The following is a 25,886-nucleotide window of genomic DNA, read 5'->3' on the forward strand; positions in this document are numbered from 1 at the left end:
GGCGCGGCGCCCTGCCCCGTCAGCGAAACGCGAAGAGCTCGCGATGGAAGCGCCGGCGCACGTCGAAGCCCTGAGCGGCGAAGTCGCGCAGTAGCGCTTCACCAAACCCCTCGGGGCCGCAAAACCATAGGCTCGCTTCGCGCCATTGCGGCACGGCGGCGCGGATGCGCTCGCCCGTTAGCCGCCCGTCGCGCTGCGGCCAGACGAGATGCAGCCTCACCCCCGCCTCCGTGGCAAGTGACTGCAGCCGCGCCTCGACAGCCTCGTCTGGCGCCGACAGCGAATGGAAGTAATCGACCGGGCAGGAAGGCGAATCGCGCAGCGCTTTCTGCTGCAGCGCGGCGAGAAACGGCGTCACGCCCACGCCGCCGCTCACCCAGATCTGGCGCGGCGCTTCGTCGTCGAAGGTAAAACCGCCGTAAGGTCCCTCGAGGCGCACCTCCTGGCCCGGCCGCAACCGTTGCGGCAAACTGCGGGTGAAATCTCCCAGCGCCTTGACGACGAAAGTGAGTCGCGGCGAGCGCTCGTCCCAGGCGCTGGCGATGGTAAACGGATGAGCCTTTTCCTGCGGATCGAGCGTGAGAAAGGCGAACTGTCCAGCCGCGTGCCCCGGCCAGTGCTGCGGCGCCACGGTGAGCGCGATCGCCCCTACGCCCGGTAGCGGCTCCACCGTTTCCAACCGCCCGGGGACGCGCCGCGCGGCGCCAATGCGTCCGGCGAGCGAGACGGCGGCGGCAAAGACTCCGGCAGCGATCTCCAGGGCGAGCAGCGCCCCCAGCGGCGTGCCCCAGTAGGAGAACTTCACGAGCACGAGGGCGTGGAAGGCGAAGACGAGGAAAAGTAGCGGGATCACGCGGTGCAATTTGGCGAAGACGTGATACGGCACGCGGCGCAACAGCGCGATCAGCAGAAGCGGCACGGCGGCGTAGAAGGCCCATTCACCCAGGGTCTCGGCCAGACCCCGCACGGCGCGAAACGCCGCCTCGATCGCATTGCTCGGCTCCGGCCGCGGCCCGCGCGGCGGGCGGGTGATCCAGCCCAGCTGCACCGCCCACTTCGGTCCCTTGACCCACAACCAATGGGTGAGGGCGAAGACGAGCGCTCCGATGCCCAGCCACTTGTGCAGACGGTAGGTCTTGTCCAGCCCGCCGAAAAGGCGTTCGACGGGGCGAAGGCGCAGGGCGAGCACCATGGCCGCACTCATGCAGCCGAAAGCGAGCACACCGCTCAACTGCGTCATCACCTCGCGCCAGGCGAAGAGCGTGCCCGCTTCGTAGAATCTCGGCTCGGCCGCCAGCCACAGCAACGCGGAGCCGAGCAGCAGGGTCCACAATCCGTAGCGCATTCGATTCATTGCATACCTCCACAAGAAATGTTTATCCTCTTGGCATCCTCATAGGATAACCGCCAGGAAAGGAGGAAGGCTTAACCCGGAATGAACGCCGTGTAACGAAAACGCTCGACGTACTACCCCTACCCTTCAGCAAGCGCCCGGGCCCGGCATAGGTCCTCCCAGGCTTTGGCCTTGTCGGCGGGGTTGCGCAAGAGGTAGGCGGGATGATAGGTGACCACGACGGGGATGTCGCCGTAGCGAAAGATTTGGCCCCGCGCCTGGGCGATCTTGATCTCTTCACCGAGAAGGGCGAGCGCCGCCGGCCGCCCCAAGGCCACCAAGACCTTCGGGCGCACGAGTTCGATCTGGCGGAAAAGGAAGGGCGCGCAGGCGGCGATCTCCTCGGGCGTGGGGGTACGGTTGTCCGGCGGGCGGCACTTCACCGCGTTGGCGATATAGACCCGGGTGCGATCCAGCCCCAGGGCGAAGAGCATGGCGTCGAGCAGTTTCCCCGCGGGGCCGACGAAAGGCTCGCCGCGCCGATCTTCCTCGCGCCCCGGCCCTTCGCCCACGAACATCCAGCGCGCCTGACGGTTGCCCACGCCGGGCACCGCCTGGGTGCGCGTACGGTGCAGCGGACAGGCGGTACAGGCGCGGATCTCCGCTTCCAGCGCCTCCCAGTCGAGCGTGGCGATGCGTGCAGCGCGCTCCGGGTCGACGGTCCGCGCCGAAGCGCTGGCGCTAGGAGCGCTCGGGGCGGAAACGGGGGGGTGGTCTGGACGCCGCCCGACGGGGCTGGAGGAAAGCCGGGGCGGCTGAACCCTGGGGCGTTCCCTGGCTGGCGCGGGCGATGCCGCTGCGGCCGTGGCGGGTTTCTGCAGTGGCGTATCGAGTGCCTGGTCGGTCGGGGCCGCGACGGCAGAGGATTCTCGGTGTGCGCCCTTGGCCTCACCTTCCTCGCCGGCCGCTTGCAAGCGGGTACGCAGGCGCCACAGCGGCGTCAGACCCATTTCCTCGAGTCGGGCAAAGCGCTCCTTTTCGTCGACCGGCGCATTCATCGAACGAGTTCCCGCTGCATCACCAGCGCGTCTTCCCTCGCCCCCTCGCGGGTGGCGTAATAGCCGCGCCGCCGGGCGACGATGGCAAAACCGCTGCGCTGATAGAGGGCGATCGCCGCCTGGTTGGAGACGCGCACTTCCAGCCAGACCGTGGTCGCGCCGCGTTCGCGCGCCTCTTCGAGCGCGGCCTCCAGCATCTCCCGCCCCAGTCCCCGGCCGCGATGAGGCGGGTCGATCGCCAGGTTCAAGATCTCGGCTTCACCCGCAGCGAGCAGCAGAATGAGAAAACCGACCGGTTCGGCCACCGCGGTCGCGGGATCCTCCCCGGACAGCACTTCCGCCACCCAGCAGGCGTAGCCGGCGGTGAGCGCCTCGCGAAAACTCTTTTCGCTCCAAGGAGTTTCCTGCGCGGTGCGCTCGAGCGCCGTTACCCACGGCAGGTCGTCCTCCCGCATGGCACGCAGGCGCAGCCAGTTCACGGCACCTGCATCCTGCGCTGGCGCAAGGCGGCCTGCTCCTCGGCCGTGAGCGCCACTTTGTCGCGTACATAGTAGGGCGTGGCCTCCCATGGCGGGACCGTCCGCCCCTCGGCGAACGCGCGCCGCGCGAGCTGCAGGAGGTCGCGGGCTTGGACCGTGGCATCGAGCATGACTTCGAGCGCGCCGGAACGGATGGGCTCCGGTAGCCTTGGCCACAGCGGCTCCATCCCTTGGCCGATGACGTACCACGGGCCATCCGCCGGAGGCAGAGGAATCTCCTCCGGCGCATCCACGCCTGCCTCGGTGAGCGATTCGAGGCGCCCCCCGGAGCAATGAAACCAAGCATGATAGCATTGCCCCATGCGGGCGTCGGCGAGCGCCAGCACCGTTGCCTCGCCCGCCTGCGCCGCCAGCGCTTCGAGCGTACCGACGGGCACGAGCGGCAGCGACCACGGCATGGCGAGCCCTTGCGCTACGGCACAGGCGAGCCGCAGCCCGGTAAAAGCCCCCGGACCGGCGCCAAATGCGATGGCGGAGAGCTGCCCCACGCCGAGCCCTGCTTCGGCGAGCACGCCGTCAATCGCGGGCAAGAGGTGTTCGGCGTGGCGGGCGTAACCCTGCAGACGGCGCTCCCAGACGGTATCGCCGCGCTGTACCGCCACGGAGGCGATTTCGCCGGAGGTTTCGATCGCGAGCAGATCCATGCCGGCATTTTACCGCCGGGCTGGGATTTTTCGCGCGTGATCTGCGACAATTCCACCGAACGCCGTTGACGTTTTTCCAGCCGGGGAGGATCGCACCATGAATGAGATCGGCCGTTGCCGCGTCCTGCTCGTCGATGACGACGCCCGCCTGCGCGAGCTGCTCACGCGCTTTCTGCAAACCCAGGGTTTTCCCGTCAAGGCCGTGGCTGACGGGGCGGCCATGGAGCGAGCGTTGGAGCGCGAGCATTTCGACATGGTCATTCTCGACCTGATGCTGCCGGGCGAAGATGGGCTCACGCTGTTGCGCCGTCTGCGCCAGCGCGAGGCACCGCTCGGGGTCATCATGCTCACCGCCAAGGGTGACGAGGAAGACCGTATCCGCGGGCTGGAGCTGGGCGCGGACGATTATTTGCCCAAGCCCTTCAACCCGCGCGAACTGGTGGCGCGCATCCACGCCGTGATGCGCCGCCGCCCGCGCGAACCGCTCGGCGCCCCGGCGCCCCAAGGGGGTACGGTAGTTTTCGGCGACAACGTGCTCGACCTCACCACGCGCCGCCTGACGCGCCACGGCGAGGAAATTCCGCTCACTACCGGCGAATTCGCCGTCCTGCGCGTGCTCGCCGAACATCCCAACCAGCCCATGACCCGCGACAAGCTCATGGAGCTCGCTCGTGGCCGGGAACATGGCCCCTTCGATCGCGCCATCGACGTGCAGATCAGCCGCCTGCGCCGCCTCGTCGAACCCGATCCGAGCAAACCGCGCTACATCCAGACCGTGTGGGGCGTGGGCTACGTCTTCGTCCCCGATGCGCCTGCCGAGGAGCCTGAATCCTCGCCATGAGCGAGTCGCGTGAACAAGGGCTACGGGCACTGCTGTGCCGGGTGAGCCTCTTCTGGCAGCTTTTCGTCTCGATCACCGCGCTGCTCCTTGCCGCCGCCACCAGCTGGTGGTGGCTGTCCTGGCAGATCGAGACGGAACAGCGTGCCCGCGACAATGCCCGGCTGATCGCCTCGGTGATCAACCTGACGCGCTCGGCGCTGCGCCACACTCCGCAGCGTTTCCAGGGCGACTTGATGATCGATTGGGTCACGCTCGAGGGGATTGCCGTCTACCCGGCCGATTTCGGCGACGAAGTCGAGCCGCTGCCCGACGACGACCCCGATCGCGCCCTGCAGGAGGAACTGCGCCGACTGCTCGGCCCCTCCACCCAGGTAGGCAAGAGCTGGCGCGACCAGCCCGGACTGTGGGTATATTTCCGCCTCTCGCCGGACGATCCGCGCGGCTACTGGCTGCGTTTTCCCCCCGAACGCATCCCCCGTCCCGACCCTTGGCAATGGATGATGCTCGCCGGGGTCATCCTCGTGCTGGCGCTCTTCGGCGCCTTCGTCATCGCCCGCTGGATCAGCGGCCCGCTGCGCGTGCTGCGCCGCGCCGCCGAGACGGTGGCCGCCGGCGGCCAACCGACGCTCCTGCCCATGCCCGCCTCGGCCGAGCTCGCCCAGCTGGTGCTCGCCTTCAACACCATGGTCGAGCGGCTGCGGCTCAATGAAACCGAGCGGGCGCTCATCCTCGCCGGCGTATCGCACGACGTGCGCACTCCCCTCACGCGCTTGCGGCTCGCCCTGGCGATGCTCGCCATCGACGAGCACGAAGCCCGGGCGTTGGAGGCCGACCTCGACGACATCGATCGCATCGTCGGCCAATTCCTCGACTATGCCAAGGTGGACGCGCTCGCCGCCGACGAAACCTTCGAGCTCAATGCCCTCGTCGAAGAAGTCGTGGCCAAGGAACGTTTGCGCGGCACGCCCATCGAATGGAACAGCGACGCGCCCCGCATCTTCGTGCGCGCCAATCGCGCGGCCTTGCGCCGGGTGCTGGTCAACCTCATCGACAACGCGAAGAAATATGCCGGGACCGAACGCCCCATCGAGATTCTGCTCGGCGAGGATGCAGCCGCCCCCACCCTTACGGTGGCCGACCGCGGCCCCGGCATTCCCGAAGACCAGCTCGAGCGGGTACTCGCCCCTTTTGCCCGCACCGAATCGGCCATGCGCAGCGGCGTGACCGGCTCCGGCTTGGGGCTAGCCATCGTACAACGTACCGTCAAGGCGCTCGGCGGCCGTCTCCGGCTGGCCAACCGCGACGGCGGCGGGCTCGCCGTGACCCTCGAACTGCCGCCCGCACCGCCTCCCCTTCCCGCACCCACCCCTTCGCAGGACGCTTCATGAAACTGCTTTTCGACCTCTTCCCCGTACTCGTCTTCTTCCTCGCCTATCGCCTCGCCGGGCTCTTTCCTGACGCCCTCGCCCCTTTGGGGATGGCGATGGGGGCGGCTCCCTCGACCCTGCCGCTCATGGCCGCCACCGCGGCGACGATGCTCGCCACCGCCGTCCAGATCCTGGCGTTGCGCCTGCGTGGGCGAACCGTCGATCGCATGTTGTGGGTGAGTTTCGTTCTGGTCTCGGGTCTGGGCGGCGCCACGATCTTCCTGCACGACCCCGTCTTCATCCAGTGGAAACCCACGGCGCTCTACTGGAGCTTTGCCGCCGCACTCATCGGCGCACGGCTCTTGCACCGCAACCTGATCCGCAGCGCCATGCAGGCGCAGCTGCGACTGCCCGATCCCGTCTGGGCGCGACTCTCCGACCTGTGGAGCGCATTCTTCGTCCTCCTCGGTGCGCTGAATCTCTACGTCGCCTGGAATTACTCCGAAACCACCTGGGTAAATTTCAAGCTCTTCGGTACCCTGGGCGCGATGCTGCTCTTCGTGCTCGCCCAATCCCTGTGGCTGTCCCGTCATCTCGAGGAGGAACGAACCGATGCCTGAACCCGATCGCGTCGCCGAGTTGCGCCAACGACTGCAAACGCTCGAACCGCTCGAACTCGAGATTCGCGACGACAGCGCCGCGCATGCCGGCCACGCCGGGGCCGCCGGCGGAGGGCATTACCGCGTGCGCATCGTCTCGCCGCGTTTCGCGGGATTGTCCCGGGTGCAACGCCATCGTCTGGTGTTCGCCGCCGCGGGCGACTTGATGCAAAGGGGGATTCACGCGCTCGCCGTCACCGCGCTCGCCCCGGGTGAATGAGGCGCGCTTGCAGTTTGCTACAGGTCGATGAATTACTTTCGGCCGTCATCGGTTACACTCGGATTCGCGGCGCGCATCGCGGCGCGCCGAAACCGTCATCCGTGAAAGGAAACCCATGTACGCCAAACTCCGCACTCCCGTCCGGGCCGCCGTCCTCGGCCTCGGGCTCGTTGCCCTGCCTGCCATGGCGCAGAACGTGGCCAAGGTCAATGGCCAACCGATCCCCCAGATCTACATGGACGTGATCGTCAAGGAACAGGTCGCCCAAGGGCTGCCCGACAACGAGCAGCTGCGCCAGGCGGTCAAGGACGAGCTCATCCGCCGCGCCGTCATCGCCGAGCAGGCAAAGAAAGCCGGCCTCGACAAAAGCCCCGAAGTGAAGGCCGAGATGGAGCTCGCCCGCCAGGGCGTGCTCGTGCGCGCCTACCTCAAGGATTTCGTCGCCAAGAACCCCGTGAGCGAAGAAGAGATCAAGAACGCCTACGAGAAAATCAAGACGATGTACTCGGGCAACGAATTCCACACGCGCCACATCCTGGTGGAGAACGAGGATCAGGCCAAGGACATCATCGCCAAGCTCGGGAAGGGCGCCTCGTGGGATGAGCTGGCCAAACAGTCGAAAGACCCCGGCAGCAAGGACAAGGGGGGCGACCTCGGCTGGGTGACGCCCGACATGTTCGTGCCCGACTTTGGCACGGCGCTGGGCAAGATGCAGAAGGGCGAGACCTCCAAGGCTCCGGTCAAGACCCAGTTCGGCTACCACGTGATCCGCGTCGACGACGTGCGTCCGCAAACTCCGCCGCCGCTCGAGCAGATTCGGCCGCAGATCGAACAGCAGCTGCAGCAGCAGAAGATCCAGAAACACATCGAAGAGCTGGTCGCCAAGGCGAAAGTCGAAGAGGCTTCATCTTCCGGTTCCAAGGCGGGCAAGCCCGAGTAAGGCTTTACCCTGCTGCCCGACCTCCTCTCGGAGAGGGGGTCGGGCGCATCGACCTTTCAGCGCCGCTGCAGACCGCGCAGAAGCTCCTCGATCGCCGGGCCCACGGGCGGCACCGGCAGATCGGGGGCCGGCGCGAGGCGTCGCTTGATCGCCTCCTTGGCCACTTCTTTCGCCAATTCCTCCATCACGACGCGGTATTTCGGCGAGGTGATCGGTCCTTGCACTTCCAGCGGAATCGGCACGCCCAGCAAGATACCGAGCAAAGCATCCTGCCGCACCACAGGCAGGTCGGCGAGCAGGAGCGTGAAGCGCCACGCCAACCATGAACGGCGCAAGTCTACGCTGCCGGCTCCGCGCACCGTGAAGCGTTCGGTCCGGCCATAGAAATCCTGACTACGCAGCACCCCTCGTTCGAGCCGGGCACTGGCCGAGATCTCGGCAAAGGGGGTACGACCGCGATCGGCACTATTTCCTTTCTTGCCGCCCAAAACGGACGAAGCCTCGCGCAGCAAGCGATCGACGTCCACCCCCAGCACGGCGCCGTCGACGATGCGCGCCTGCACCCGTCCGGCAGCCGTCTCCAGCCACTGCGGCGGCGCCCAGCCACGTCCCGTCACCGAGAAACGCGCCTCGCCTCGGCCGGTGAGCCGACTCGTGCCCTGAAGCGTGGTGAGCAGGGCCGCCACGTCCATCCCTTCGAGCATGCCTTCGGTCTGCCACGCCCGTTTGGCCGGTTCGATACGGCCGGTGAGCGCGAACCGTCCGCCGAAGGCGCCGCCCTGCAAGGAGTCGATCGCGAATGCCGCGTCCTGCCATCGTCCCTGCAAACGCACGTCGCGCGGCGCAACCCCTTGGGCCCGCTCACCGAGCCAAGGCTCGAGATCCAGGGTGTCGGCAGCGAGCACCACTTCCCCACGAAGCGCAGCAGGGCTGAAGGAGCCCTTGCCGCGCACCGTGCTGCGATCGAGTTTTAACACCATATCGTCGAGGACGAGCGTCTGCCCGTCCCAGAGCACTCGCCCTTGTCCCTCGACCCGACGCAATGCCTGCGATGGGAGTGCGAACTCGTACCCTTGACTGGCGAGCCAGGCGCGAAGATCGGCGGCCGTGAGTGTGAGATCCCCGGCGAAGTTCCCACCCTGGATGCCTTCGGCGAATGTTCCCGTGACCCGGGCGGAGATTCCGAAAAAAACGCACTCCAGCCATCCGTCCAACGGCCGCGCGGGCACGAGCGGACCTGCTTCGAGCTGGCATGGGCCCAGGTGAAGTGCCTGGGCAGCACCCTCGCCATGCCAAAAAAGCTCGACCGCGCGCAAACGAATCGATTCCACCGCGAAGGCCGCCGCGGATGCCCCCACGGCTCCGATCGTGGCTTCCGTTGCCGTCGCCCCCTTCGCCGGCCTGGATGACGGAAGGAACACCCAGTTACCCCCACCGGGGCCACGTTCAAGATGCAGCACCACCCCATCGGCATCGATCGAGGCGATTTCGAGGCGCCGCTGCAATAGCGGCAAGAGCTCCACCCCGATCGCGAGGCGTCGGATCGCGGCAAACTCGGAAGCAAACCCCGGCGGAGAGGCGACATGGACATCCTGCACTTCCAGGGCCAGGCGAGGCCAGAACTCGAGATGCATCGGCCCGGCGAAGCGCACCGCACGGCCCAGGCGTGCTTGAGCCCACCCTTCGAGCTCGCCGCGATAGCGTTCAAGATCGAAAGTCGCGACGAACAGGACAAACGCCCCCGCCCCGGCCAGAACGGCCAAGGCGAGGGCGAAGAGGATGCGCCGTTTCACCGGCAAGGCCGACTCAGAACATCTCCTCGTCGAGCGCGAGCACACCGGCCGAGCCTTCGCTGACCGTTACCCCAAGCGCCGGGGCGCGGGCGAGGACATGGTCGGCATAGAAACGCGCCGTGCCGATCTTGGCCCGGTAGAACGCCGGATCCTGCGCCCCTTCGGCCAGACGCTTGGCCGCCACCAGCGCCGACAGACCGAGTTGCCAGCCGCCGCAGACGATGCCGAAGAGCTCGAGCAGCGGCACCGAAACCGCATGGGCCGCTTTTGGATTGGACCCGTAGGTCTCGAGGATGTAGGCTACGCCTTTTTCCAGGGCGTCGATGCCGGCGCCCAGCCGGCGCGCGAGCACGCCGAATTCCTCGCCGGGCTGGGCACGCAATTTCTCCGCCGCCAGGCGCATCTCTTCGATGAGTCCGCGGGCGATGACGCCTCCGTTGCGGGCGATCTTGCGGCCGATGAGATCGTTGGACTGGATCGCGGTGGTGCCCTCGTAGATGGGGGTGATGCGCGCATCCCGGTAGTGCTGCGCCGCGCCCGTCTCTTCGATGAAGCCCATGCCGCCGTGCACCTGGATGCCGAGCGAGGCGATGGTCACCGAGTTCTCGGTGCACCACCCCTTGACCACGGGGGTCATGAGCTCGACGAAGCCACGACTGCGCTGGCGCACCGACTCGTCCGGATGGTGATGGGCCAGGTCGAACGCCGCCCCCACCGTATAGGCGAGCGCACGCATGGCCTCGGTCTGCGATTTCATCAGCATCAGCATGCGCCGCACGTCGGGATGGCGGATGATGGGCACTCGCGGCCCGCTCTTGACCCCGACCTCGAACCCCTGGATGCGTTCCTTGGCGTAGGAGAGCGCCTTCTGATAGGCGCGCTCGGACAGCGCAAGACCTTCGAGGCCGACAGCGAAGCGCGCCTCGTTCATCATGATGAACATGTATTCGAGGCCGCGATTGGGCTCGCCCACCAGGGTGCCGACCGCGCCGCCGTGGTCACCGAAGGAGAGCACGCAGGTGGGGCTGGCGTGGATGCCGAGCTTGTGTTCGATGGAAACACAGCGCACGTCGTTGCGTGCCCCCAGACTGCCATCGGGGTTGACGAGAAACTTTGGCACGACGAAAAGCGAGATGCCCTTGACCCCCTCGGGTGCGCCGGGCAGGCGCGCGAGCACGAGGTGCACGATGTTCTCGGCCAGGTCGTGTTCCCCATAGGTGATGAAAATCTTCTGGCCGTAGAGCTTGTAGGTACCGTCGCCCACCGGCTCGGCGCGGGTGCGCACTGCCGAGAGGTCGGAGCCAGCCTGCGGCTCGGTGAGGTTCATCGTGCCGGTCCACTCGCCGCCCACCATCTTGGGCAGGTACATCTTCTTCTGCTCGGGCGAGCCGCACAGCATGAGGGCCTCGATCGCCCCCTGGGTGAGCATGGGGCACAGCGAGAAGGCGAGGTTCGAACCTTTCCACAGTTCCATCACGGCGGTGGCCACCACCTTGGGCAATCCTTGCCCGCCGAACTCGGGCGAGCAGGCGAGCGCCGTCCAGCCGCCCTGGCGGAAGGCGGTGTAGGCCTCCTTCCAGCCGGGCGCCGTCTTCACTTCGCCCTCCTGCCACACGGCCCCGTGCACGTCACCGACCCGATTCAGGGGGGCGAGCACTTCCTCGGCGAACTTGCCGCCCTCTTCGAGGATGGCTGCCACCACGTCGGGGCTGGCCTCCTCGCATTGCGGCAGGCGGGCGATCTGCTCGAGGCCGATCAGCTCTTCGAGCACGAAACGCATGTCTTTCAGCGGGGCACGATATTCACTCATGGATTACTCCTGAAGGGTCCTCATCGATGAAATCCCGGAGCCTTGCTCCGGTGCTCGTTCCCTTGCCATCCCCGGTCGAATGCCGGCTTCGTTTTTCATTTGTTTTTCAGGTATCGGGCATCGTCGAAAGCCGCCACCCAGTCCGGGCGATAGACCACGAACATCGTGATCACCGCCCCGCTGAGCCACGACTCGGCAAAGCCCATGAGCACGAAATAGGGTGCCCAATCTTGCAGCAGATGCTCCAGGGGATAGGCTCCAGCCCCCCAAAGCACCAGGATGGCGAGCGCCCCCTCGGCGATCAGCGTCAATCCCGATCCGAAGAAGGCCACCACGAAAATGAACACGAAAAAGTGCGCCGGCAAGGAGCGCGCGATGAAACGGCGCCAGAAATCGGCGAAAGCCACTGGCCAGACCGCGGTCACGAGGAAGTTGAGCGCGAACGCCGGCGCGTCGAATGCGCCGTTCGCACAGACCACGGCGAGCGCCAAGCCCAGTGCCAGGGTGGCGAGCGGCGCCCCCAGCGAGAGCGTGGCCGCCATCGCTCCCAACACATGAAAGGTGAGCCCCGCTTCGATACCGGCACGGATGCTCCACAGCAGCGCCAATCCCAACGCCCACCCGGCAACGAGATGGAAACGCCGGTCGTCCTTGAGCGCCTGCCAAGGGGTGCGGCGCCAGCCGCGCCAGAGCCACACCCCCGCTAGCACCCAGGAGCCGACGATCCATTCTTCAGGGAAGAGCGCCGAAGGCAGGTTCATTGCGCCGCGCGGCTCACAATTTCTGCGTCAGCTCCGGCACCGCCTGGAAGAGATCGGCCACCAGGCCGTAGTCGGCCACCTGGAAGATGGGCGCTTCGGGATCCTTGTTGATCGCCACGATCACCTTGGAATCTTTCATCCCGGCCAGGTGCTGGATGGCCCCCGAGATGCCAATGGCGACGTAGAGCTCGGGCGCGACGATCTTGCCCGTCTGCCCTACCTGATAGTCGTTGGGTGCGTAGCCCGCGTCCACGGCGGCGCGCGAGGCGCCGATAGCCGCGCCGAGCTTGTCGGCGAGCGGTTCGAGCAACTCGTGGAATTTCTCCGCGCTCCCCAGGCCGCGCCCACCGGAGACGATCACCCGGGCGTTCGTCAGCTCGGGGCGGGCCGACTTGGTCACCTCCCGGCCAACCACCTTGGTGGGCCCCGGCTCGGCGATCGCCTCGATCGTCTCGATGGGGGCGTTTCCGCCGTCCGCTACGGCGTCGAACGCCGTACCGCGCACGGTGATCACCTTGATGGGATCGCTCGAGCGCACGGTGGCGAGCGCATTACCGGCATAGATCGGGCGCACGAAGGTATCGGCGTCGATCACTTTCACGATGTCGGAGATCTGCGCCACGTCCAGCAAAGCGGCGATGCGCGGGGCCACGTTTTTGCCAAAGGCCGTGGCCGGCACGAGGATGTGGGTGTATTCCTTGGCGATTTTGAGCGCCTGGGCAGCGAGCGCCTCGGCGGTGAGATCGGCGAGCGCCGGCGAATCGGCAAGCAGCACTCGGGCCACGCCCTCGAGCTTGGCCGCCTGCTCGGCGACCGCCCGGCAGCCATGGCCGGCCACCAGCACGTCGGCTGCCGCACCCAGCGCCTTGGCCGCCCCCAAGGCATGCGCCGTGGCCGGGGCGAGTTTCTGGTTGTCGTGTTCGGCGATGACGAGAATTTTCATGGTATTGGGCTCCCCGCTCAGATCACTTTGGCTTCATTGCGCAGTTTCTCGACGAGCTCATCGACGCTGCCGACCATCACGCCCGCCTTGCGCTTGGGCGGCTCTTCGACCTTGAGCGTGACGAGCCGCGGCGTGACGTCTACGCCGAGCGCTTCGGGCGTGAGCGTGTCGATGGGCTTTTTCTTCGCCTTCATGATGTTGGGAAGCGTCGCGAACCGGGGTTCGTTCAGACGCAGGTCGGTGGTGATGACCGCAGGCAGCGGCAGTTCGAGCGTCTCCAGGCCTCCGTCGACTTCGCGCGTGACCACGGCCTTGCCGTCGGCGATCACAACCTTGGAGGCGAAGGTGGCTTGCGGCCAACCGAGCAGCGCCGCCAACATCTGACCGGTCTGGTTCGCGTCGTCGTCGATCGCCTGTTTGCCGGCGATCACCAAGCCCGGTTGCTCTTTCTCCACCACGGCTTTGAGGAGCTTGGCCACCGCCAGCGGCTGCAGCTCCACGTCGGTCTGTACCAGGATGCCGCGATCCGCCCCCATGGCCATGGCCGCGCGCAGGGTTTCCTGGCACTGGGCCACGCCACAGCTGACCACGATGACTTCACTGGCCACGCCCGCTTCCTTGAGCCGAATCGCCTCTTCCACGGCGATCTCGTCGAAGGGGTTCATGGACATTTTGACGTTGGCGGTATCCACGCCGCTGCCGTCGGGCTTGACGCGGATCTTGACGTTGTAATCCACCACGCGTTTGACCGGTACCAGAATTTTCATTTTTCTCCCCGAGTTGAGTATGCCATCTCGACCTCGCCCGACCGAGCCGGGCCACCCCTTGCGGGATCGTGCTCCATACGGTATCGTATGGAAAGGATTTCGTCAAGATGGCAACGGTGAACGACCCAAATCGCCCTCCCTCCGAGCGTACTCCGCTCGATCGATCTGCCTGGATCGAGGCGGCGATCGAGCTCATCGCCACCGAAGGGATCGCCGGCCTGCGCATCGAAACGCTGGCTCGCCGCCTGCGCGTCACCAAGGGCAGTTTCTACTGGCATTTTCGCGACCGGCGCTCACTGCAGCAAGCGCTGCTCGAACACTGGCGCGAGGGGCGCATCCGCGACATCCACAAGCAGACCCGCGCCCTCCCCGGCCGTGAAGCCGAGCAGCTGCGCCACGTGATCGACGTCTATAGCGCGAGCCGCAACCGCAAGGGCATCCTCATCGAACTAGCCATCCGTGAATGGGCGCAGCGCGACCCGGAAGTGGCCGAAGTGGTGGCCGAAGTCGATGCGATCCGGCTCGCCTGCGCTCGCGATCTGTTTCTCGCCCTGGGGCTCACGGAAGAAGAGGCCACGGCGCGGGCCACGCTCCTCTACGCCTACGTCTTCGGTTTCTCGCTCATGCACGTCGAGCGCATGCCGCAGGAAATCGAGCGCCTGAAAACGCGCATCGCCGGCTGGATCACCGGACCCGTGGCGGAAAGCGGGCAGGAAAACGGCAGCAAGCAAGGCTTTTTCGGGTAGGCATTCACAATCGGAGCACACGGCGCGCGTTCTCGCTCGTGCGCTCGATCACTTCGGCAACCGTACAGCCGCGCAGCTCCGCGAGGATCTCGGCGTAGCGCGCCAGATCTGCCGGCACGGTGCGCCGGTCTTGCGCCCAGACGGGGGGGATGTCCGGCCCGTCGGTCTCGAGCACGATCGATTCCCAGGGCAACTCGGCCGCGAGCCGGCGTACGTGGCGAGAGCCTTCGTAGCTCATCGTGCCGCCGAATCCCAGGGCAAAGCCCAGGCGCAGCGCCCGCTCGGCCTGGGCGAAGGAACCATTGAAGGCGTGCAGGATGCCGCCGACCAGACGATGTTTCGCCAGACTCTGGAGCACGTCCTCGACGGCGCGGCGCACGTGCAGGATCAACGGCAGACCGAGCTTTTGGGCCAGGCGCAGCTGGGCTTCGAACCAGGGCCGCTGCACGTCGAGCGCAGGAGTGGCGACGAAACGATCGAGCCCGATTTCCCCGATCGCCACGCAGGGGTGCGACTCGATCCAGGATTCCAGCTGTGCCATCACGGCGGCGCGGGCAGCGGGCGCATCCAAGGGGGCACCGGCGAGCGCCTCGGCGTGGCGCTGCGCCTGCGCGACATAGAGCGGATGCACCCCCCAGGCGAGCCGCGCCTCGGGCACGTCCCGGCATTTCTCCGCTTGCCGGGCAAAGCGCGCCGGCTCCACGCCCGGCACGACGAAGAGGCCGACGCCGCACGCGCGCGCCGCCGCGAGCAAGGCGCCGCGATCGGCGTCGTATTCTTCGGCATCCCAATGCAGGTGGGTGTCGATCAGCATCCGCGCCACTGTGGCGGACGTTTTTCGATGAAGGCGTCGATCCCTTCGGCGGCATCCTCGGCCATCATGTTGCAGGCCATTACCTCGCCGGCGAGCTGGTAGGCCGCCTCGATCCCCATCTCCAACTGGCGGTAGAAGAGTTCCTTGCCCATGCGTACCGCTACGGGCGACTTCGCCTTGATCGCGGCGGCGAGTCGCTCTACTTCCTCGTCGAGCGCCTCCGGGGCGACGACGCGATTGACGAGGCCGCGACGATGGGCCTCCTCGGCATCGATGAATTCTCCCGTGACCAGCATCTCGAACGCCTCCTTGCGCCCCATGTTGCGCGACAAGGCCACGGAGGGCGTCGAGCAGAAAAGCCCCACGTTGATGCCGGAGACGGCAAAGCGCGCCTCGCTGCTCGCCACGGCGAGGTCGCACATACCCACGAGCTGGCAACCGGCAGCGGTGGCGATGCCATGCACGCGCGCGATCACCGGCACCGGCAAGCGGATGAGGGAGAGCATCACCTCGGAGCACAGGGCGAAGAGCCGGCGCTGAAAATCCAGCGTACGATTGGCCCGCATCTCCTTGAGATCGTGCCCGGCACAAAAGGCTTTGCCGGCACCGGCGAGCACGACCACGCGCACGTCCGGGGCCTGCGCCGAGCGCACCGCCTCGCGCAGGGCTTCCAGCATCGCCCAGGAGAGCGCGTTGTACTGCTGCGGCCGGTTCAGGGTGAGGGTGAGCACGCCATCTTCGAGCCGCGAATGCACCAAGGGCTCGGCAGCGGTCGTCTGGGATTGGTCCATGTTCTGGTCTGCTATCAAGAAAGTGCGCGATTATGCGCACGGTTCTCTTCCTGCCCCGAAGCGCCTTGCGGGCCGACTTCGTGTCTGACAAGCGTGACTTTCCCGACTACGGCAGAGACCCCCTCTGTCGTAGTGCCGCCGTTGCCGGACGGACTCGCCACGGGTAGAGCAGTTTCGGTTGCCAGCCGTTTTAGGTTGAGCGCTGCGTTGAGATCGCGGTCATGGTCCGTGCCACAATTCGGACACGTCCATTGCCGGTCTTTCAGCGTCAGCTCCTCGTGCTGCCATCCGCAGACGGAGCACAGGCGAGAGCTTGGATACCACCGATCGGCAATCACCAACCGGGTGTCGTAGCGCTTGGCCTTGTATTCCATCTGCCGGCGGATCATCCCAAAGCCCACGTCGCTAAGCGCCCGGGCGAGCTTGTCGTTTGCCAGCATCCCCTGGACGTGCAAATCCTCGATCACTACCGCTTGGTTTTCGCGGGTAAGCCGCATCGTGAGCTTGTGCGTAAAATCCGCTCGGATGTTGGCAACGCGGGCGTGGAGCCTTGCCAAGATCGCAGCGGACTTCTTGCGGTTGTTGGAAACCGGCAGACGGGTTCCTTTGGGAAGGCTTGCCTTGGGCGCGAATCCGGCGGCGACTTTGGCCGCTTCGACCTTGCGGCTGAGCCGCCGGGCGCGGATTTTGAGCCGTCGCAGCGCCGCCTTGAGCGGCTTGGGCGCTTCGATTCTCTCGCCGTTCGAGCGCGTTGCCGCCGCTTTCAATCCAAGGTCCACGCCAATGACGCCTTGCCCCGTCCTTTGGCGATAGAACTGGGCATCGGGCACCTCGACCTGAATGGCAATGAACCAGCGATCCGCTGTGCGCGAGACTGTCGCGCCCATAATCTTTCCATCGAACCGCAGGGATTCCGCCATCTCCACCCATCCCACCAGAGGCAGGCGGATGCGTTGCCCTTCGATCTTGAACTTGTCGTTCGCCACATAGAAACTGTCACGGCTGCGGCCTTTTTTCTTGAACGTCGGCGGATAGGCAAGCTTCACGCCCTGTTCCCGCAGAGCGCGTCGCTCGGCTTTGTCTTGAGGCGCGATGCGTGCGCCCGCCTTGAGGTCAGCAAAGAATCGTGACCACGCACGCTGCAAATGCGCAAAGGGTTGTGCGTGCGCGTCGCGGTGAATGGTTTTGAGCCACGGCCGACCGTGCTCATCAAGCCACTGCGGGTCACTGTACTTGATGGCGTTGAACTGTTTTTTGAGCGCCATTGCGTTGGGTTTGAGCCCCGCCGAGTATTGCCGATTCCACTCGGCGAGCGCCCAATTCCAGACGCGCCGTGCCGTCCCGCAGGCCCGGTGGAAATAATCGGCCTGTTCAGGGGTTGGGCGAAGGGCAATCTTGTGTGTCAGTTGCATCTTGCGCACCCTTCTTCAGCGCCTCGCCATTAACGACGTCGGTTGCTGTCTGTCCGCGCTATCGGAACAAGACGACCCTCGCGTTCCCATCGTTGCAGCGTCTTGACCGATACGCCGAGCAACTTCGCCGCTTTTCCTGTGCTCATCGTGTTTTCCATATGCACCATTATGCACTATAGTGCACATTATTAAATACTAGATATGAGCTCCTCCGGGAAGTGGATCACGGCGCGATCCTGCGAAGGATTCGCGCACCGGATCATGATACGCCAAGCTCAGCCGACGTGCGATTGCGCCGCGAAATCCGGCAGCGGCGCACGCAATCCCCCCAGGAGGAAACTCATGAGCCGGGCTTCGAGCTTGGCCGGATCGTGATCGTCGAAGGACTCACCGGCGATGGCCTGCAGACCTTCGGCGCCGGCGATGGCATAGGAGACGGCACCCAGCATGAAGTGGAAACGCCAGAAGATCTCCGCGTGCGGCACGCCCGGCAGGGAGCGGTAGAGCGCCTCGAGGTATTCGTCGGTGACGTCGCCGTACTCCTTGGCGAGCACGTGCCGCACGAAGGCGCTCGGATCGGTCATCGTCCGGCCCAGGAGCTGGAGAAAGCGCCGCCCTCCTTCCGTGCGGGCCAGTTCCAGCAATGGGGCGAAGAAGGCTTCGACGATGCGACTGGGTCGCACCGCCTTTCCCAGCGCCTCGGCGTCGCGCTGAAGCTGCGCCAGGCGGCGTCGTCGCTCCTCCGTGATCTCGGCCAGACGCCGGCGGAAGATCTCGCGCAGCAGGTTCTCTTTGGATCCGAAGTGATAATTGACCGCCGCGAGGTTGACCCCGGCGCGGGCAGTGATCATGCGCATGGAAGCGCCTTCGAAGCCGTGCTCGGCAAAGAGCGCCTCGGCCGCATCGAGGATTTTCTCCCGCGTCTCGGCACCGCAGACCGGACGCGGGGGTTTCCTTTCCTTTTTCTCGCTCACGCTCGCACCCCCGCCGTCACGTCGCCGTCGCCATAATGCCAAGGGAAGCGGCGCCGCATCTCGGCCTCGATCCACTGTGCCGCCAGGCGATTGACCTCGTCGACGCTCTTTCCCTGGGGATCGATCGGCGGTCCGATCGACACCAGCACTTCACCCGGGATCTTGACGAAGGCCCCCTTGGGCCAGAATTCACCGGCGTTGTGCGCGATCGGCACCACCGGCACGCCCGCCGACACGGCAAGCGCCGCGCCGCCAGCGAGATAGCGCCTCGTGTGCCCCGGCGCCACCCGGGTGCCTTCGGGGAAGATGAGCACCGAGAAGCCCTGCGCGAGCCGCTCCTTGCCCTGCTCGATCACCTGCTGCAGCGCGCCGCGCCGGTCGTTGCGGTCGATGGCGATCATCGAGCAGCTCGCCAGTCCCCAGCCGATGAAGGGGATGCGCAGCAGCTCCTTTTTCAGCACGAAGACGAGCCGCGGCAGGATCGCCTCCAGCACCAGCGTCTCCCAGGCCGACTGGTGCTTGGCGAGAAAGACGCAGGGCCGCGCCGGGATATTCTCCCTCTCCTCCACCCGCCAGCGGATGCCGAGCACGTGCCAGATGAGGAAGGCGGTGATCTTCGCCCAGAAACTGACGATGCGATGGCGCGGCAGCGGCGGCAAGGGACGCACGGCGACCGTCACCAGCGAATAGGGCACCGTCACGAGCGTCATGAGCACGACGAAGAGGATCGAGCGGATCCAGGCCGAGAGCGGGGCGCGGCGGGGGCTCATGGCGACTCCGTGAGCCGGCGGGCGACTTCGGCCAGATCTTCGGCGATGGTCACGTTCTCCGGCAGCAGACCGCTTGCCAACGTCTGCCGCCCTTTGCCGGTGAGCACCAGCCACGGGCGGCAGCCGGCGGCAACCGCCGCCTGGATGTCGCGGATGCCGTCGCCCACCGCCGGCACCTGCGACAGATCCACGCCGAAGCGCTGCCCGATCTCGAGCAGCATCCCCGGCTTGGGTTTGCGGCAGGCGCAGTTCTCCACTTCGGCGTGCGGGCAGAAGAAGATGGCGTGGATGCGCCCGCCCACTTCGGCCAGGCGCCGCAGCATGGTCTCGTGGATCGCGTTGAGGGTATCCATGCCGATGAGGCCGCGACCGATCGCCGACTGGTTGGTGGCGATCACCACGCGCCAGCCCCACTGGGTGAGCTGGGCGATCGCCTCGAGCGAACCGGGAATGGGGATCCATTCCTCCGGACTCTTGACGAACTGCTCGGAATGCTCGTTGATCACCCCGTCGCGATCCAGCACGATGAGTTTCATCGCTGCCCCCCTCAGGCGCCGGCCTCGCGCGCGAGTACCGACAGGTCGGCCACCTGGTTCATGAGCCGCCACAGCTCGCGCAGCAGCGCCAGACGGTTGGCGCGCAAGAGCGGCTCGTCGCACAGCACCATCACGCGATCGAAGAAGGCATCCACCGGCGCGGCGAGCGCCACCAGCGTGCTGAGCGCCTGGGCGTAGGCCTCGTTTTCCAGATGCGAGGCGACGTAAGGCGCCACGGCGTGCATCTTCTCGAAGAGCGCCTTCTCCTCGGGTTCGGCAAAGAGGGCCACGTCGACGTGCGCCGCGCCCTCTTCGCCCGCTTTCCTGAGCAGGTTGGCGATGCGTTTGTTCGCCGCGGCGAGCGTGGGCGCTTCCGGCGCCTCAAGGAAAGCGGCCACCGCCTCGAGCCGCGCCGGCACCGTGTCGATGCGGCCCGGGCGCAGCGCGAGCACTGCATCGATCGCATCGAGCGCATGCCCCGCCTCGCGCAGCCAATGGCGCAGACGCTCGTCGAAGAAGCGGCGCAGTTTCTCGACGGTATCGGCCGGAGCCTGGGCACGCACCGCCGGGGGCTGCTCGGCGAGCGCGCGCTCGATCGCCGCGTCGAGCTCGAGTGGCAGCGGCGTCTCGACGGCGATGCGCAGCACCCCCAGCGCGGCGCGGCGCAGACCATAGGGATCTTTCTCGCCGGTGGGGATCTCGCCGATGGCAAAGAGCCCGGCGAGCGCGTCGAGCCGCTCGGCGAGCGCCAGGATTTTCCCCGTGAGCCGGCGCGGCAGCGTGTCGCCGGCAAAGCGCGGCTTGTAGTGATCCTCGATCGCCTCGGCCACCGCTTCCGGCTCCCCGTCGGCGAGCGCATAGTAGCGCCCCATCACACCCTGCAGCTCGGGGAACTCACCCACCATCTGGGTGACGAGGTCGCACTTCGCCAACCTTGCCGCACGCCGCGCGAGCGCCACGTCGGCGGCCAGCCGCTCGGCGAGCCAGCCTGAGAGCGATTCCAGCCGCGCCACGCGCTCGCCCAGGGTGCCGATGCGGTTGTGATAGACGATGGCGTCCAGCCGCGGCAGGCGCGATTCCAGCCGTTCCTTGCGGTCCTGCTCGTAGAAGAAGCGCGCATCGGCCAGGCGCGGGCGCACCACCCGCTGGTTGCCCTCGACGATGTTGCGGCTCTTGGGCTCGGACAGGTGCATGTTCGAAACGATGAGAAAGCGGTTCGTCAGCCGCCCCTGCGCATCGAACAAGGGAAAATACTTCTGGTTCGCCTGCATCGTCAGGATGAGGCACTCGGGCGGAACGGCGAGGAATTCCTCCTCGAAGCGCCCGACATAGACGGTGGGATGCTCGACGAGGGCGGTTACTTCGTCGAGCAGCGCCGCATGCTCGCCCAGAACGCCCCCTTCGGCGGCGGCCTTTTCCTGCAGCTGGCGTTCGATCTCGGCGCGCCGCTCGGCGAAGTCGGCGATGACCTTGCCCTCGGCGCGCAGCGTCGGCTCATAGGCCTCGGCATGGGCGAGCTCGATCGCACCGCGGCTCATGAAGCGATGCCCCAGGGTCTCGCGGCCCGAGTCCAGGTCGAGCACTCGCCCCGGCACCACCCGTGCGCCGTGCAGCAGCACCAGGCGATGCACCGGGCGCACGAACTGCGCCTCGCCCGAGCCCCAGCGCATGAGCTTGGGGATGGGCAAGGCGCGGATCGCCTCGGCCACGAGCACGGCGAGCGCCTCGTCGAGCCGCGCCCCTGCTTCCACCGTGTGCAGGTAGAGCATTTCCTGCTTGCCCTCGATGCGGCGCTCGAGCTTGGCGTTCTGCAGCGTGAGCCCCTTGGCGGCGAGGCGCTTTTCCAGCGCCGCCGTGGGCTTGCCGGCGGCATCGAACGCCACCGCCACGGGCATGAGGCGTTCTTCTTTGGCCTGATCGGGCGCACGCTCGCGCACGCCGCTCACCTGCACCGCCAGCCGCCGGGGGCTGGCGAACCAGCGCCAGGGCGCGTCGGCATCGACCAGGCGCCGCGCCTGTAGGCGCTCGAGCACACCGCGCCCGAAGGCTTCGCCCAGCCGCGGCAGCGCCTTGGGCGGCAGTTCCTCGGTGACGAGTTCGACCAGCAGGGTTTCCCGTTCACTCATGACTCAGGCTCCTTTCTTTGCGGCCGCGGCGAGCATGGGAAAGCCCAGCGCCTCGCGGCTGGCGAGATAAGCCTGCGCCACCGCGCGGGCGAGCGCCCGGATGCGCCCGATGTAGGCGGCGCGCTCGGTCACGGAGATCGCCCCGCGCGCATCGAGCAGGTTGAAGGTGTGCGCAGCCTTGAGCACCATCTCATAGGCGGGCAGCACCAGCGCCGCCTCGATCAGCCGCTTGGCTTCAAGCTCGAAATGCCCGAAAAGTTCGAAGAGCAGGGGCACGTTGGAATATTCGAAGTTGTACTTCGATTGCTCCACCTCGTTCTGGTGGAAGACGTCGCCGTAGGTGACCACCCGGCCGTCGCCCGTGCGCGTCCAGACGAGGTCGTAGACGTTCTCCACGCCCTGCAGGTACATCGCCAGGCGCTCGAGCCCGTAGGTGATCTCGCCCAGCACCGGCCGGCAGTCCAAGCCGCCGACCTGCTGGAAGTAGGTGAATTGCGTCACTTCCATACCGTCGAGCCACACCTCCCAGCCCAGACCCCAGGCGCCGAGCGTGGGGTTCTCCCAGTCGTCCTCGACGAAGCGCACGTCGTGCTCGCGCGGGTCGATCCCCAGCGCCACGAGGCTGGCGAGGTAGCGATCCTGGATGTCGAGCGGCGAGGGTTTCAGCACCACCTGGAACTGGTAGTAGTGCTGCAGCCGGTTGGGGTTCTCCCCATAGCGCCCGTCCTTGGGCCGGCGCGAGGGCTGCACGTAGGCGGCGTTCCACGGCTCGGGGCCGATGGCCCGCAGGAAAGTGGCGGTATGCGAGGTTCCCGCGCCCACTTCGAGGTCGTAGGGCTGCAGCAGCACGCAGCCCAGCTCGGCCCAGTAGCGCTGCAGGCGCAGGATGAGGTCCTGAAACGTGGGTTTTTCTTCGCTCATAGTCCGTCCGGATGCTCGATGGCGGCGCAAAGGCGCCATTTTACGGGCTAACGCGGCGCGGCGCCAGCAGAACTGCAGGCCGCGGCGCCATCGAAAGCCCCCGCCGCAGCTTGCGGCAAAAGAGGAAAAGGGAATGCGCGGCACGCCAGAAACCGCCTCTCACCGGGCGTCAGTCCCATCCTACCTCGAGCAACCACGTCTGCCCCAACCGCGACCACACCGCCGCGAGGTAGGGCGCGAAGGGCTGGGGCGGCCGCGCTGGATCGGCCCAACACAATCCGTCGCAGCGGTGCGGCTCGGCGATGCGCGCTTCCCCCTGCCAGCGACGTGCCTCGAAGAGGAACTCGATGCGGTTGGTGTCGGATGCGCGATGCACCACCGCCACCGGCGTGAGCGCCTCCTGCGCCACCTCGATGCCCAGCTCCTCGGCGAGCTCGCGCACCGCGGCCTGCCGCAGGCTCTCGCCGTTTTCCACGTGCCCGCCCGGCAGGCTCCAGAACCCGTCGAAAAAGCCCGTACCGGCGCGGCGCAGGAAAAGCACCCGGCCCTGCTCGTCGAAGAGCCGTACCTGCACCGCGGTGGGGATGGCGAACCGCACTGGCGTGGCGCTCAAGCGTGCCCCGTGCTGCCGAATCCGCCCGCGCCCCGCTCGCTCGGGTCGAACGACTCCACCGCGACGAGACGCGCATGGATCACCGGCACGATCACCAGCTGGGCGATACGCGCGAGCGGCTCGACCACGAACGCCTCATCGCCGCGATTCCACAGCGACACGAGGATCTCTCCCTGATAGTCCGAATCGATGAGCCCGACGAGGTTGCCCAGCACGATGCCGTGCTTGTGTCCCAACCCCGAGCGCGGCAGGATGAGGGCCGCAAGGCCCGGATCGGCCAGATGGAGCGCGATGCCGGTGGGCACGAGCGCCGTGGCACCGGGCTCGAGCTCGAACGGAGCCGCGATCGCCGCGCGCAGGTCCATTCCCGCGGCACCCGGCGTGGCGTACTGCGGCGGGCGGGCCGCGATGCGCTCGTCGAGAAAGCGCACCTGCACCGTCACTTCGTCATTACCCTGCGTCGGAGCGCTCATAGATCCCCCCGTTCCACGGCCGTGTCGATCAAGCCAAGGCGCTGCGCCACGTGCCGCACGATGCCCCAGGCAACCTGGACCTTGTCCGCAGTCGGCAAGGGAATGCGGCCGTTCTCGTCGTAGAGCACGACGGTGTTCTCGTCGCGCCCCATCGCCTCCTGCACGAGGTTCCCGACCACCAGCTGCAGCCCTTTTTCCCGGCGCTTGCGCTCGGCGTATTCGTCCAGATTCTCGCTCTCGGCGGCGAACCCGATGCACCAGGGCGGCTCGGGCAGCGCCGCCACCTCGGCGAGGATGTCGGGATTGCGCACCAGCTCCAGCGTGAGCCGTTCCGCCCCCTTCTTGATCTTTTGCGGCGAGACGCGCGCCGGCCGATAGTCGGCCACCGCCGCCACCGAGGCGAAGATGCGATGCCCCGGGACGCGCTCCAGCACCGCCGCGCGCATCTGCTCGGCGGTGGTCACGTCCACCCGCGTCACGCCCAAGGGCGTGGGCAGGCTCACGGGGCCGGAGACGAGCGTCACCGCGGCGCCGGCCTGCGCGAACGCCTGCGCCAGCGCATAGCCCATCTTGCCGGAACTGAGGTTGGTGAGCACGCGCACCGGGTCGAGCGGCTCGTAGGTCGGCCCGGCCGTGACCAGCACCGCATGCCCGGAGAACCACTTCGGCGCGAAAAACGCTTCCAGCCGCGCCACGATCTCCTCGGGCTCGATCATGCGCCCGGGACCGGTCTCGCCGCAGGCCTGTTCGCCCTCGGCGGGCCCCCAGACGAGCACGCCGTCGGCGACGAGCCGTTCCCGGTTGCGCTGCGTGGCCGGATGCAGCCACATCTGGCGGTTCATCGCCGGCGCCACGGCCATCGGGCAGGCGCGCGCCAGCGCGAGCGTCGCCAACAGATCGTCGGCCTGCCCCTGGGCGAAGCGCGCCATGGCATCGGCCGTGCAGGGCGCCACCAGCAGCAGGTCCGCCCCGCGCGTGAGATCGATGTGCGCCATGGCGTTGGCGCGTCGCTCGTCCCAAGGGTCGCACCACACCGGCCGCCCCGAGAGCGCCTGGAAGGTGGTGGGCGTGACGAAATGCGCCCCGCCCGGCGTGAGCACCACGTCGACCTGCGCTCCGGCCTTGACGAGCCGGCGCACGAGTTCGGCCGCCTTGTAGGCCGCCACCCCCCCCGTCACGCCCAGCACGATCCGCCGACCGAACAGAAAGGGCGGCGCCCCGCTTTCATTGCGCTCCATCTTCTCTCCTCTTCCCCGTTGCGCCCGGGGCGCACTTCATGGAAAATGCATCTCGTCTCGTTCGCTGCGCAGGCGCCCCATGCCCATCACCGACTGGCCAGAACAGGAACGCCCTCGCGAGAAACTGCTCGAACGCGGCGCCTCAGCCCTCTCGGACGCCGAGCTCCTGGCGATTTTCCTCCGGGTCGGCGTGCGAGGCAAGAGCGCCGTCGATCTCGCGCGCGACCTACTCACACACTTCGGTGGCGTGCGCGCGCTCGTCTCCGCCCAGCCCAAAGCCTTCGCCGCCGTGCATGGCGTGGGCCTGGCCAAATACGCGCAGCTCCAGGCCGCCTTCGAGCTCGCCCGCCGGGCGCTGGCCGAAACCGCCCGCGAAGCCGACCTTCTCTCCGATCCCGAGAGCGTCAAGGATTGGCTGCGCCTGCGGCTCGCCGGGCTGGAGCACGAAGTCTTTTACGCCCTGCTGCTCGACAACCGCCACCGCCTGCTCGCCGCCCACGAACTCTTTCGCGGCACCGTCGACCAGACGGCCGTCCACCCGCGCGAACTCGTCAAGCTGGCGCTCCACGCCAACGCAAGCGCCGTCATCGTCGCGCACAACCACCCCAGCGGCGCCGCCGAGCCGAGCCGCGCCGATGCCGCACTTACCCGCACGCTGCGCGAGGCGCTGGCGCTCATCGACGTACGCCTGCTCGACCATTTCATCGTCACGGCAGGTAACGTCGTCTCGCTCGCGCAACTCGGTATGCTCTGAACCCGGAACGAGCCGCCAAGTCCACTGCAGCAAAAAGAAAAAT

The 25,886-nt window shown here is 67.0% G+C and carries 27 protein-coding genes and 1 pseudogene; 7 read left to right on the forward strand and 21 right to left on the reverse strand.

Annotated elements, in window-relative coordinates; translation table 11 throughout:
* Positions 1–19: 19 nt before the first annotated feature.
* The 4 genes from H607_RS0105020 to tsaB form a co-directional block, all read right to left on the reverse strand.
* Positions 20–1,354 carry a ferredoxin reductase family protein gene (locus tag H607_RS0105020; protein ID WP_028874527.1) on the reverse strand — a complete coding sequence of 445 codons (1,335 nt, stop codon included), beginning with the start codon at positions 1,352–1,354 and terminating at the stop codon, positions 20–22.
* 119 nt (positions 1,355–1,473) lie between these two features.
* Positions 1,474–2,391 (reverse strand): uracil-DNA glycosylase, encoded by a 918-nt coding sequence (locus H607_RS0105025; RefSeq protein ID WP_028874528.1) that lies wholly within the window; start codon positions 2,389–2,391, stop codon positions 1,474–1,476.
* On the reverse strand, positions 2,388–2,870 hold the full coding sequence (gene rimI, locus H607_RS0105030) for a ribosomal protein S18-alanine N-acetyltransferase (RefSeq protein WP_028874529.1): 483 nt from the start codon (positions 2,868–2,870) through the stop codon (positions 2,388–2,390). Before rimI ends, H607_RS0105025 begins: the two co-directional genes overlap by 4 nt.
* Positions 2,867–3,574, reverse strand: a complete 708-nt coding sequence (tsaB, locus tag H607_RS0105035) for a tRNA (adenosine(37)-N6)-threonylcarbamoyltransferase complex dimerization subunit type 1 TsaB (RefSeq protein WP_028874530.1) — start codon at positions 3,572–3,574, stop codon at positions 2,867–2,869. The genes rimI and tsaB overlap by 4 nt, the downstream gene beginning before the upstream one ends.
* A gap of 97 nt (positions 3,575–3,671) precedes the next feature.
* On the opposite strand from tsaB, the gene ompR reads away from it, so the two are divergent.
* The 5 genes from ompR to H607_RS11805 all read left to right on the forward strand — a co-directional run bounded on the left by ompR (position 3,672) and on the right by H607_RS11805 (position 7,601).
* Positions 3,672–4,415: an osmolarity response regulator transcription factor OmpR gene (gene ompR, locus H607_RS0105040; protein WP_028874531.1), complete on the forward strand. Its 744-nt coding sequence runs from the start codon at positions 3,672–3,674 to the stop codon at positions 4,413–4,415.
* The gene (locus H607_RS11800) at positions 4,412–5,803 is read left to right on the forward strand and encodes an ATP-binding protein (RefSeq protein ID WP_051240672.1); all 1,392 of its coding nucleotides are present in this window, start codon (positions 4,412–4,414) and stop codon (positions 5,801–5,803) included. The genes ompR and H607_RS11800 overlap by 4 nt, the downstream gene beginning before the upstream one ends.
* Positions 5,800–6,402, forward strand: a complete 603-nt coding sequence (locus H607_RS0105050; protein WP_028874532.1) for a septation protein A — start codon at positions 5,800–5,802, stop codon at positions 6,400–6,402. Before H607_RS11800 ends, H607_RS0105050 begins: the two co-directional genes overlap by 4 nt.
* The gene (locus H607_RS0105055) at positions 6,395–6,661 is read left to right on the forward strand and encodes a BolA family protein (RefSeq protein WP_028874533.1); all 267 of its coding nucleotides are present in this window, start codon (positions 6,395–6,397) and stop codon (positions 6,659–6,661) included. Before H607_RS0105050 ends, H607_RS0105055 begins: the two co-directional genes overlap by 8 nt.
* Before the next feature lie 115 nt (positions 6,662–6,776).
* Positions 6,777–7,601, forward strand: a complete 825-nt coding sequence (locus tag H607_RS11805; RefSeq protein WP_051240673.1) for a peptidyl-prolyl cis-trans isomerase — start codon at positions 6,777–6,779, stop codon at positions 7,599–7,601.
* 56 nt (positions 7,602–7,657) lie between these two features.
* Here H607_RS11805 and H607_RS0105065 read toward each other — a convergent pair whose 3' ends face one another.
* From H607_RS0105065 to H607_RS0105085, 5 genes are all read right to left on the reverse strand, one after another.
* Positions 7,658–9,394, reverse strand: a complete 1,737-nt coding sequence (locus H607_RS0105065; protein WP_028874534.1) for an AsmA family protein — start codon at positions 9,392–9,394, stop codon at positions 7,658–7,660.
* 13 nt (positions 9,395–9,407) lie between these two features.
* Positions 9,408–11,204: an acyl-CoA dehydrogenase gene (locus H607_RS0105070; protein ID WP_028874535.1), complete on the reverse strand. Its 1,797-nt coding sequence runs from the start codon at positions 11,202–11,204 to the stop codon at positions 9,408–9,410.
* A 95-nt stretch (positions 11,205–11,299) separates the two neighbouring features.
* Positions 11,300–11,965 (reverse strand): energy-coupling factor ABC transporter permease, encoded by a 666-nt coding sequence (locus tag H607_RS0105075; protein WP_028874536.1) that lies wholly within the window; start codon positions 11,963–11,965, stop codon positions 11,300–11,302.
* Positions 11,966–11,978: 13 nt separating this feature from the next.
* Complete coding sequence (locus tag H607_RS0105080) at positions 11,979–12,908, reverse strand: electron transfer flavoprotein subunit alpha/FixB family protein (RefSeq protein WP_028874537.1); 930 nt, start codon at positions 12,906–12,908, stop codon at positions 11,979–11,981.
* Between the two features lie 17 nt (positions 12,909–12,925).
* On the reverse strand, positions 12,926–13,675 hold the full coding sequence (locus H607_RS0105085; protein ID WP_028874538.1) for an electron transfer flavoprotein subunit beta/FixA family protein: 750 nt from the start codon (positions 13,673–13,675) through the stop codon (positions 12,926–12,928).
* 107 nt (positions 13,676–13,782) lie between these two features.
* Here H607_RS0105085 and H607_RS11810 point away from each other — a divergent pair, with 107 nt between their 5' ends.
* Positions 13,783–14,421 (forward strand): TetR/AcrR family transcriptional regulator, encoded by a 639-nt coding sequence (locus tag H607_RS11810; protein WP_051240674.1) that lies wholly within the window; start codon positions 13,783–13,785, stop codon positions 14,419–14,421.
* 4 nt (positions 14,422–14,425) lie between these two features.
* Here H607_RS11810 and H607_RS0105095 read toward each other — a convergent pair whose 3' ends face one another.
* The 12 genes and pseudogenes from H607_RS0105095 to coaBC all read right to left on the reverse strand — a co-directional run bounded on the left by H607_RS0105095 (position 14,426) and on the right by coaBC (position 25,089).
* Positions 14,426–15,235: a TatD family hydrolase gene (locus H607_RS0105095; RefSeq protein WP_028874539.1), complete on the reverse strand. Its 810-nt coding sequence runs from the start codon at positions 15,233–15,235 to the stop codon at positions 14,426–14,428.
* Positions 15,229–16,026: an enoyl-CoA hydratase gene (locus tag H607_RS0105100; protein ID WP_028874540.1), complete on the reverse strand. Its 798-nt coding sequence runs from the start codon at positions 16,024–16,026 to the stop codon at positions 15,229–15,231. The genes H607_RS0105095 and H607_RS0105100 overlap by 7 nt, the downstream gene beginning before the upstream one ends.
* 14 nt (positions 16,027–16,040) lie before the next feature.
* Positions 16,041–17,438 (reverse strand): RNA-guided endonuclease InsQ/TnpB family protein, encoded by a 1,398-nt coding sequence (locus tag H607_RS0105105; RefSeq protein ID WP_028874541.1) that lies wholly within the window; start codon positions 17,436–17,438, stop codon positions 16,041–16,043.
* 35 nt (positions 17,439–17,473) lie between these two features.
* Positions 17,474–17,605, reverse strand: a pseudogene (locus H607_RS13740) (MerR family DNA-binding transcriptional regulator); the annotation flags it as partial.
* Positions 17,606–17,713: 108 nt separating this feature from the next.
* Entirely contained in the window at positions 17,714–18,412 is a 699-nt protein-coding gene (locus H607_RS11820; RefSeq protein ID WP_037989607.1) for a TetR/AcrR family transcriptional regulator, read from the reverse strand.
* On the reverse strand, positions 18,409–19,182 hold the full coding sequence (locus tag H607_RS0105120) for a lysophospholipid acyltransferase family protein (protein WP_028874542.1): 774 nt from the start codon (positions 19,180–19,182) through the stop codon (positions 18,409–18,411). The genes H607_RS11820 and H607_RS0105120 overlap by 4 nt, the downstream gene beginning before the upstream one ends.
* Positions 19,179–19,718 carry a D-glycero-beta-D-manno-heptose 1,7-bisphosphate 7-phosphatase gene (gmhB, locus tag H607_RS0105125; RefSeq protein WP_028874543.1) on the reverse strand — a complete coding sequence of 180 codons (540 nt, stop codon included), beginning with the start codon at positions 19,716–19,718 and terminating at the stop codon, positions 19,179–19,181. Before gmhB ends, H607_RS0105120 begins: the two co-directional genes overlap by 4 nt.
* A gap of 11 nt (positions 19,719–19,729) precedes the next feature.
* Positions 19,730–21,844 (reverse strand): glycine--tRNA ligase subunit beta, encoded by a 2,115-nt coding sequence (gene glyS, locus H607_RS0105130; protein WP_028874544.1) that lies wholly within the window; start codon positions 21,842–21,844, stop codon positions 19,730–19,732.
* Positions 21,845–21,847: 3 nt separating this feature from the next.
* The gene (gene glyQ, locus H607_RS0105135) at positions 21,848–22,765 is read right to left on the reverse strand and encodes a glycine--tRNA ligase subunit alpha (protein ID WP_028874545.1); all 918 of its coding nucleotides are present in this window, start codon (positions 22,763–22,765) and stop codon (positions 21,848–21,850) included.
* Between the two features lie 169 nt (positions 22,766–22,934).
* Positions 22,935–23,378 (reverse strand): NUDIX domain-containing protein, encoded by a 444-nt coding sequence (locus H607_RS0105140; protein WP_269745010.1) that lies wholly within the window; start codon positions 23,376–23,378, stop codon positions 22,935–22,937.
* On the reverse strand, positions 23,375–23,821 hold the full coding sequence (dut, locus tag H607_RS0105145; RefSeq protein WP_028874547.1) for a dUTP diphosphatase: 447 nt from the start codon (positions 23,819–23,821) through the stop codon (positions 23,375–23,377). Before dut ends, H607_RS0105140 begins: the two co-directional genes overlap by 4 nt.
* Before the next feature lie 26 nt (positions 23,822–23,847).
* On the reverse strand, positions 23,848–25,089 hold the full coding sequence (gene coaBC, locus H607_RS0105150) for a bifunctional phosphopantothenoylcysteine decarboxylase/phosphopantothenate--cysteine ligase CoaBC (protein ID WP_037989611.1): 1,242 nt from the start codon (positions 25,087–25,089) through the stop codon (positions 23,848–23,850).
* A 79-nt stretch (positions 25,090–25,168) separates the two neighbouring features.
* Here coaBC and radC point away from each other — a divergent pair, with 79 nt between their 5' ends.
* On the forward strand, positions 25,169–25,843 hold the full coding sequence (gene radC, locus H607_RS0105155; protein WP_028874549.1) for a RadC family protein: 675 nt from the start codon (positions 25,169–25,171) through the stop codon (positions 25,841–25,843).
* The last annotated feature ends 43 nt before the right edge of the window (positions 25,844–25,886 follow it).

The organism is Tepidiphilus margaritifer DSM 15129 (assembly GCF_000425565.1).
Taxonomy (GTDB): domain Bacteria; phylum Pseudomonadota; class Gammaproteobacteria; order Burkholderiales; family Rhodocyclaceae; genus Tepidiphilus; species Tepidiphilus margaritifer.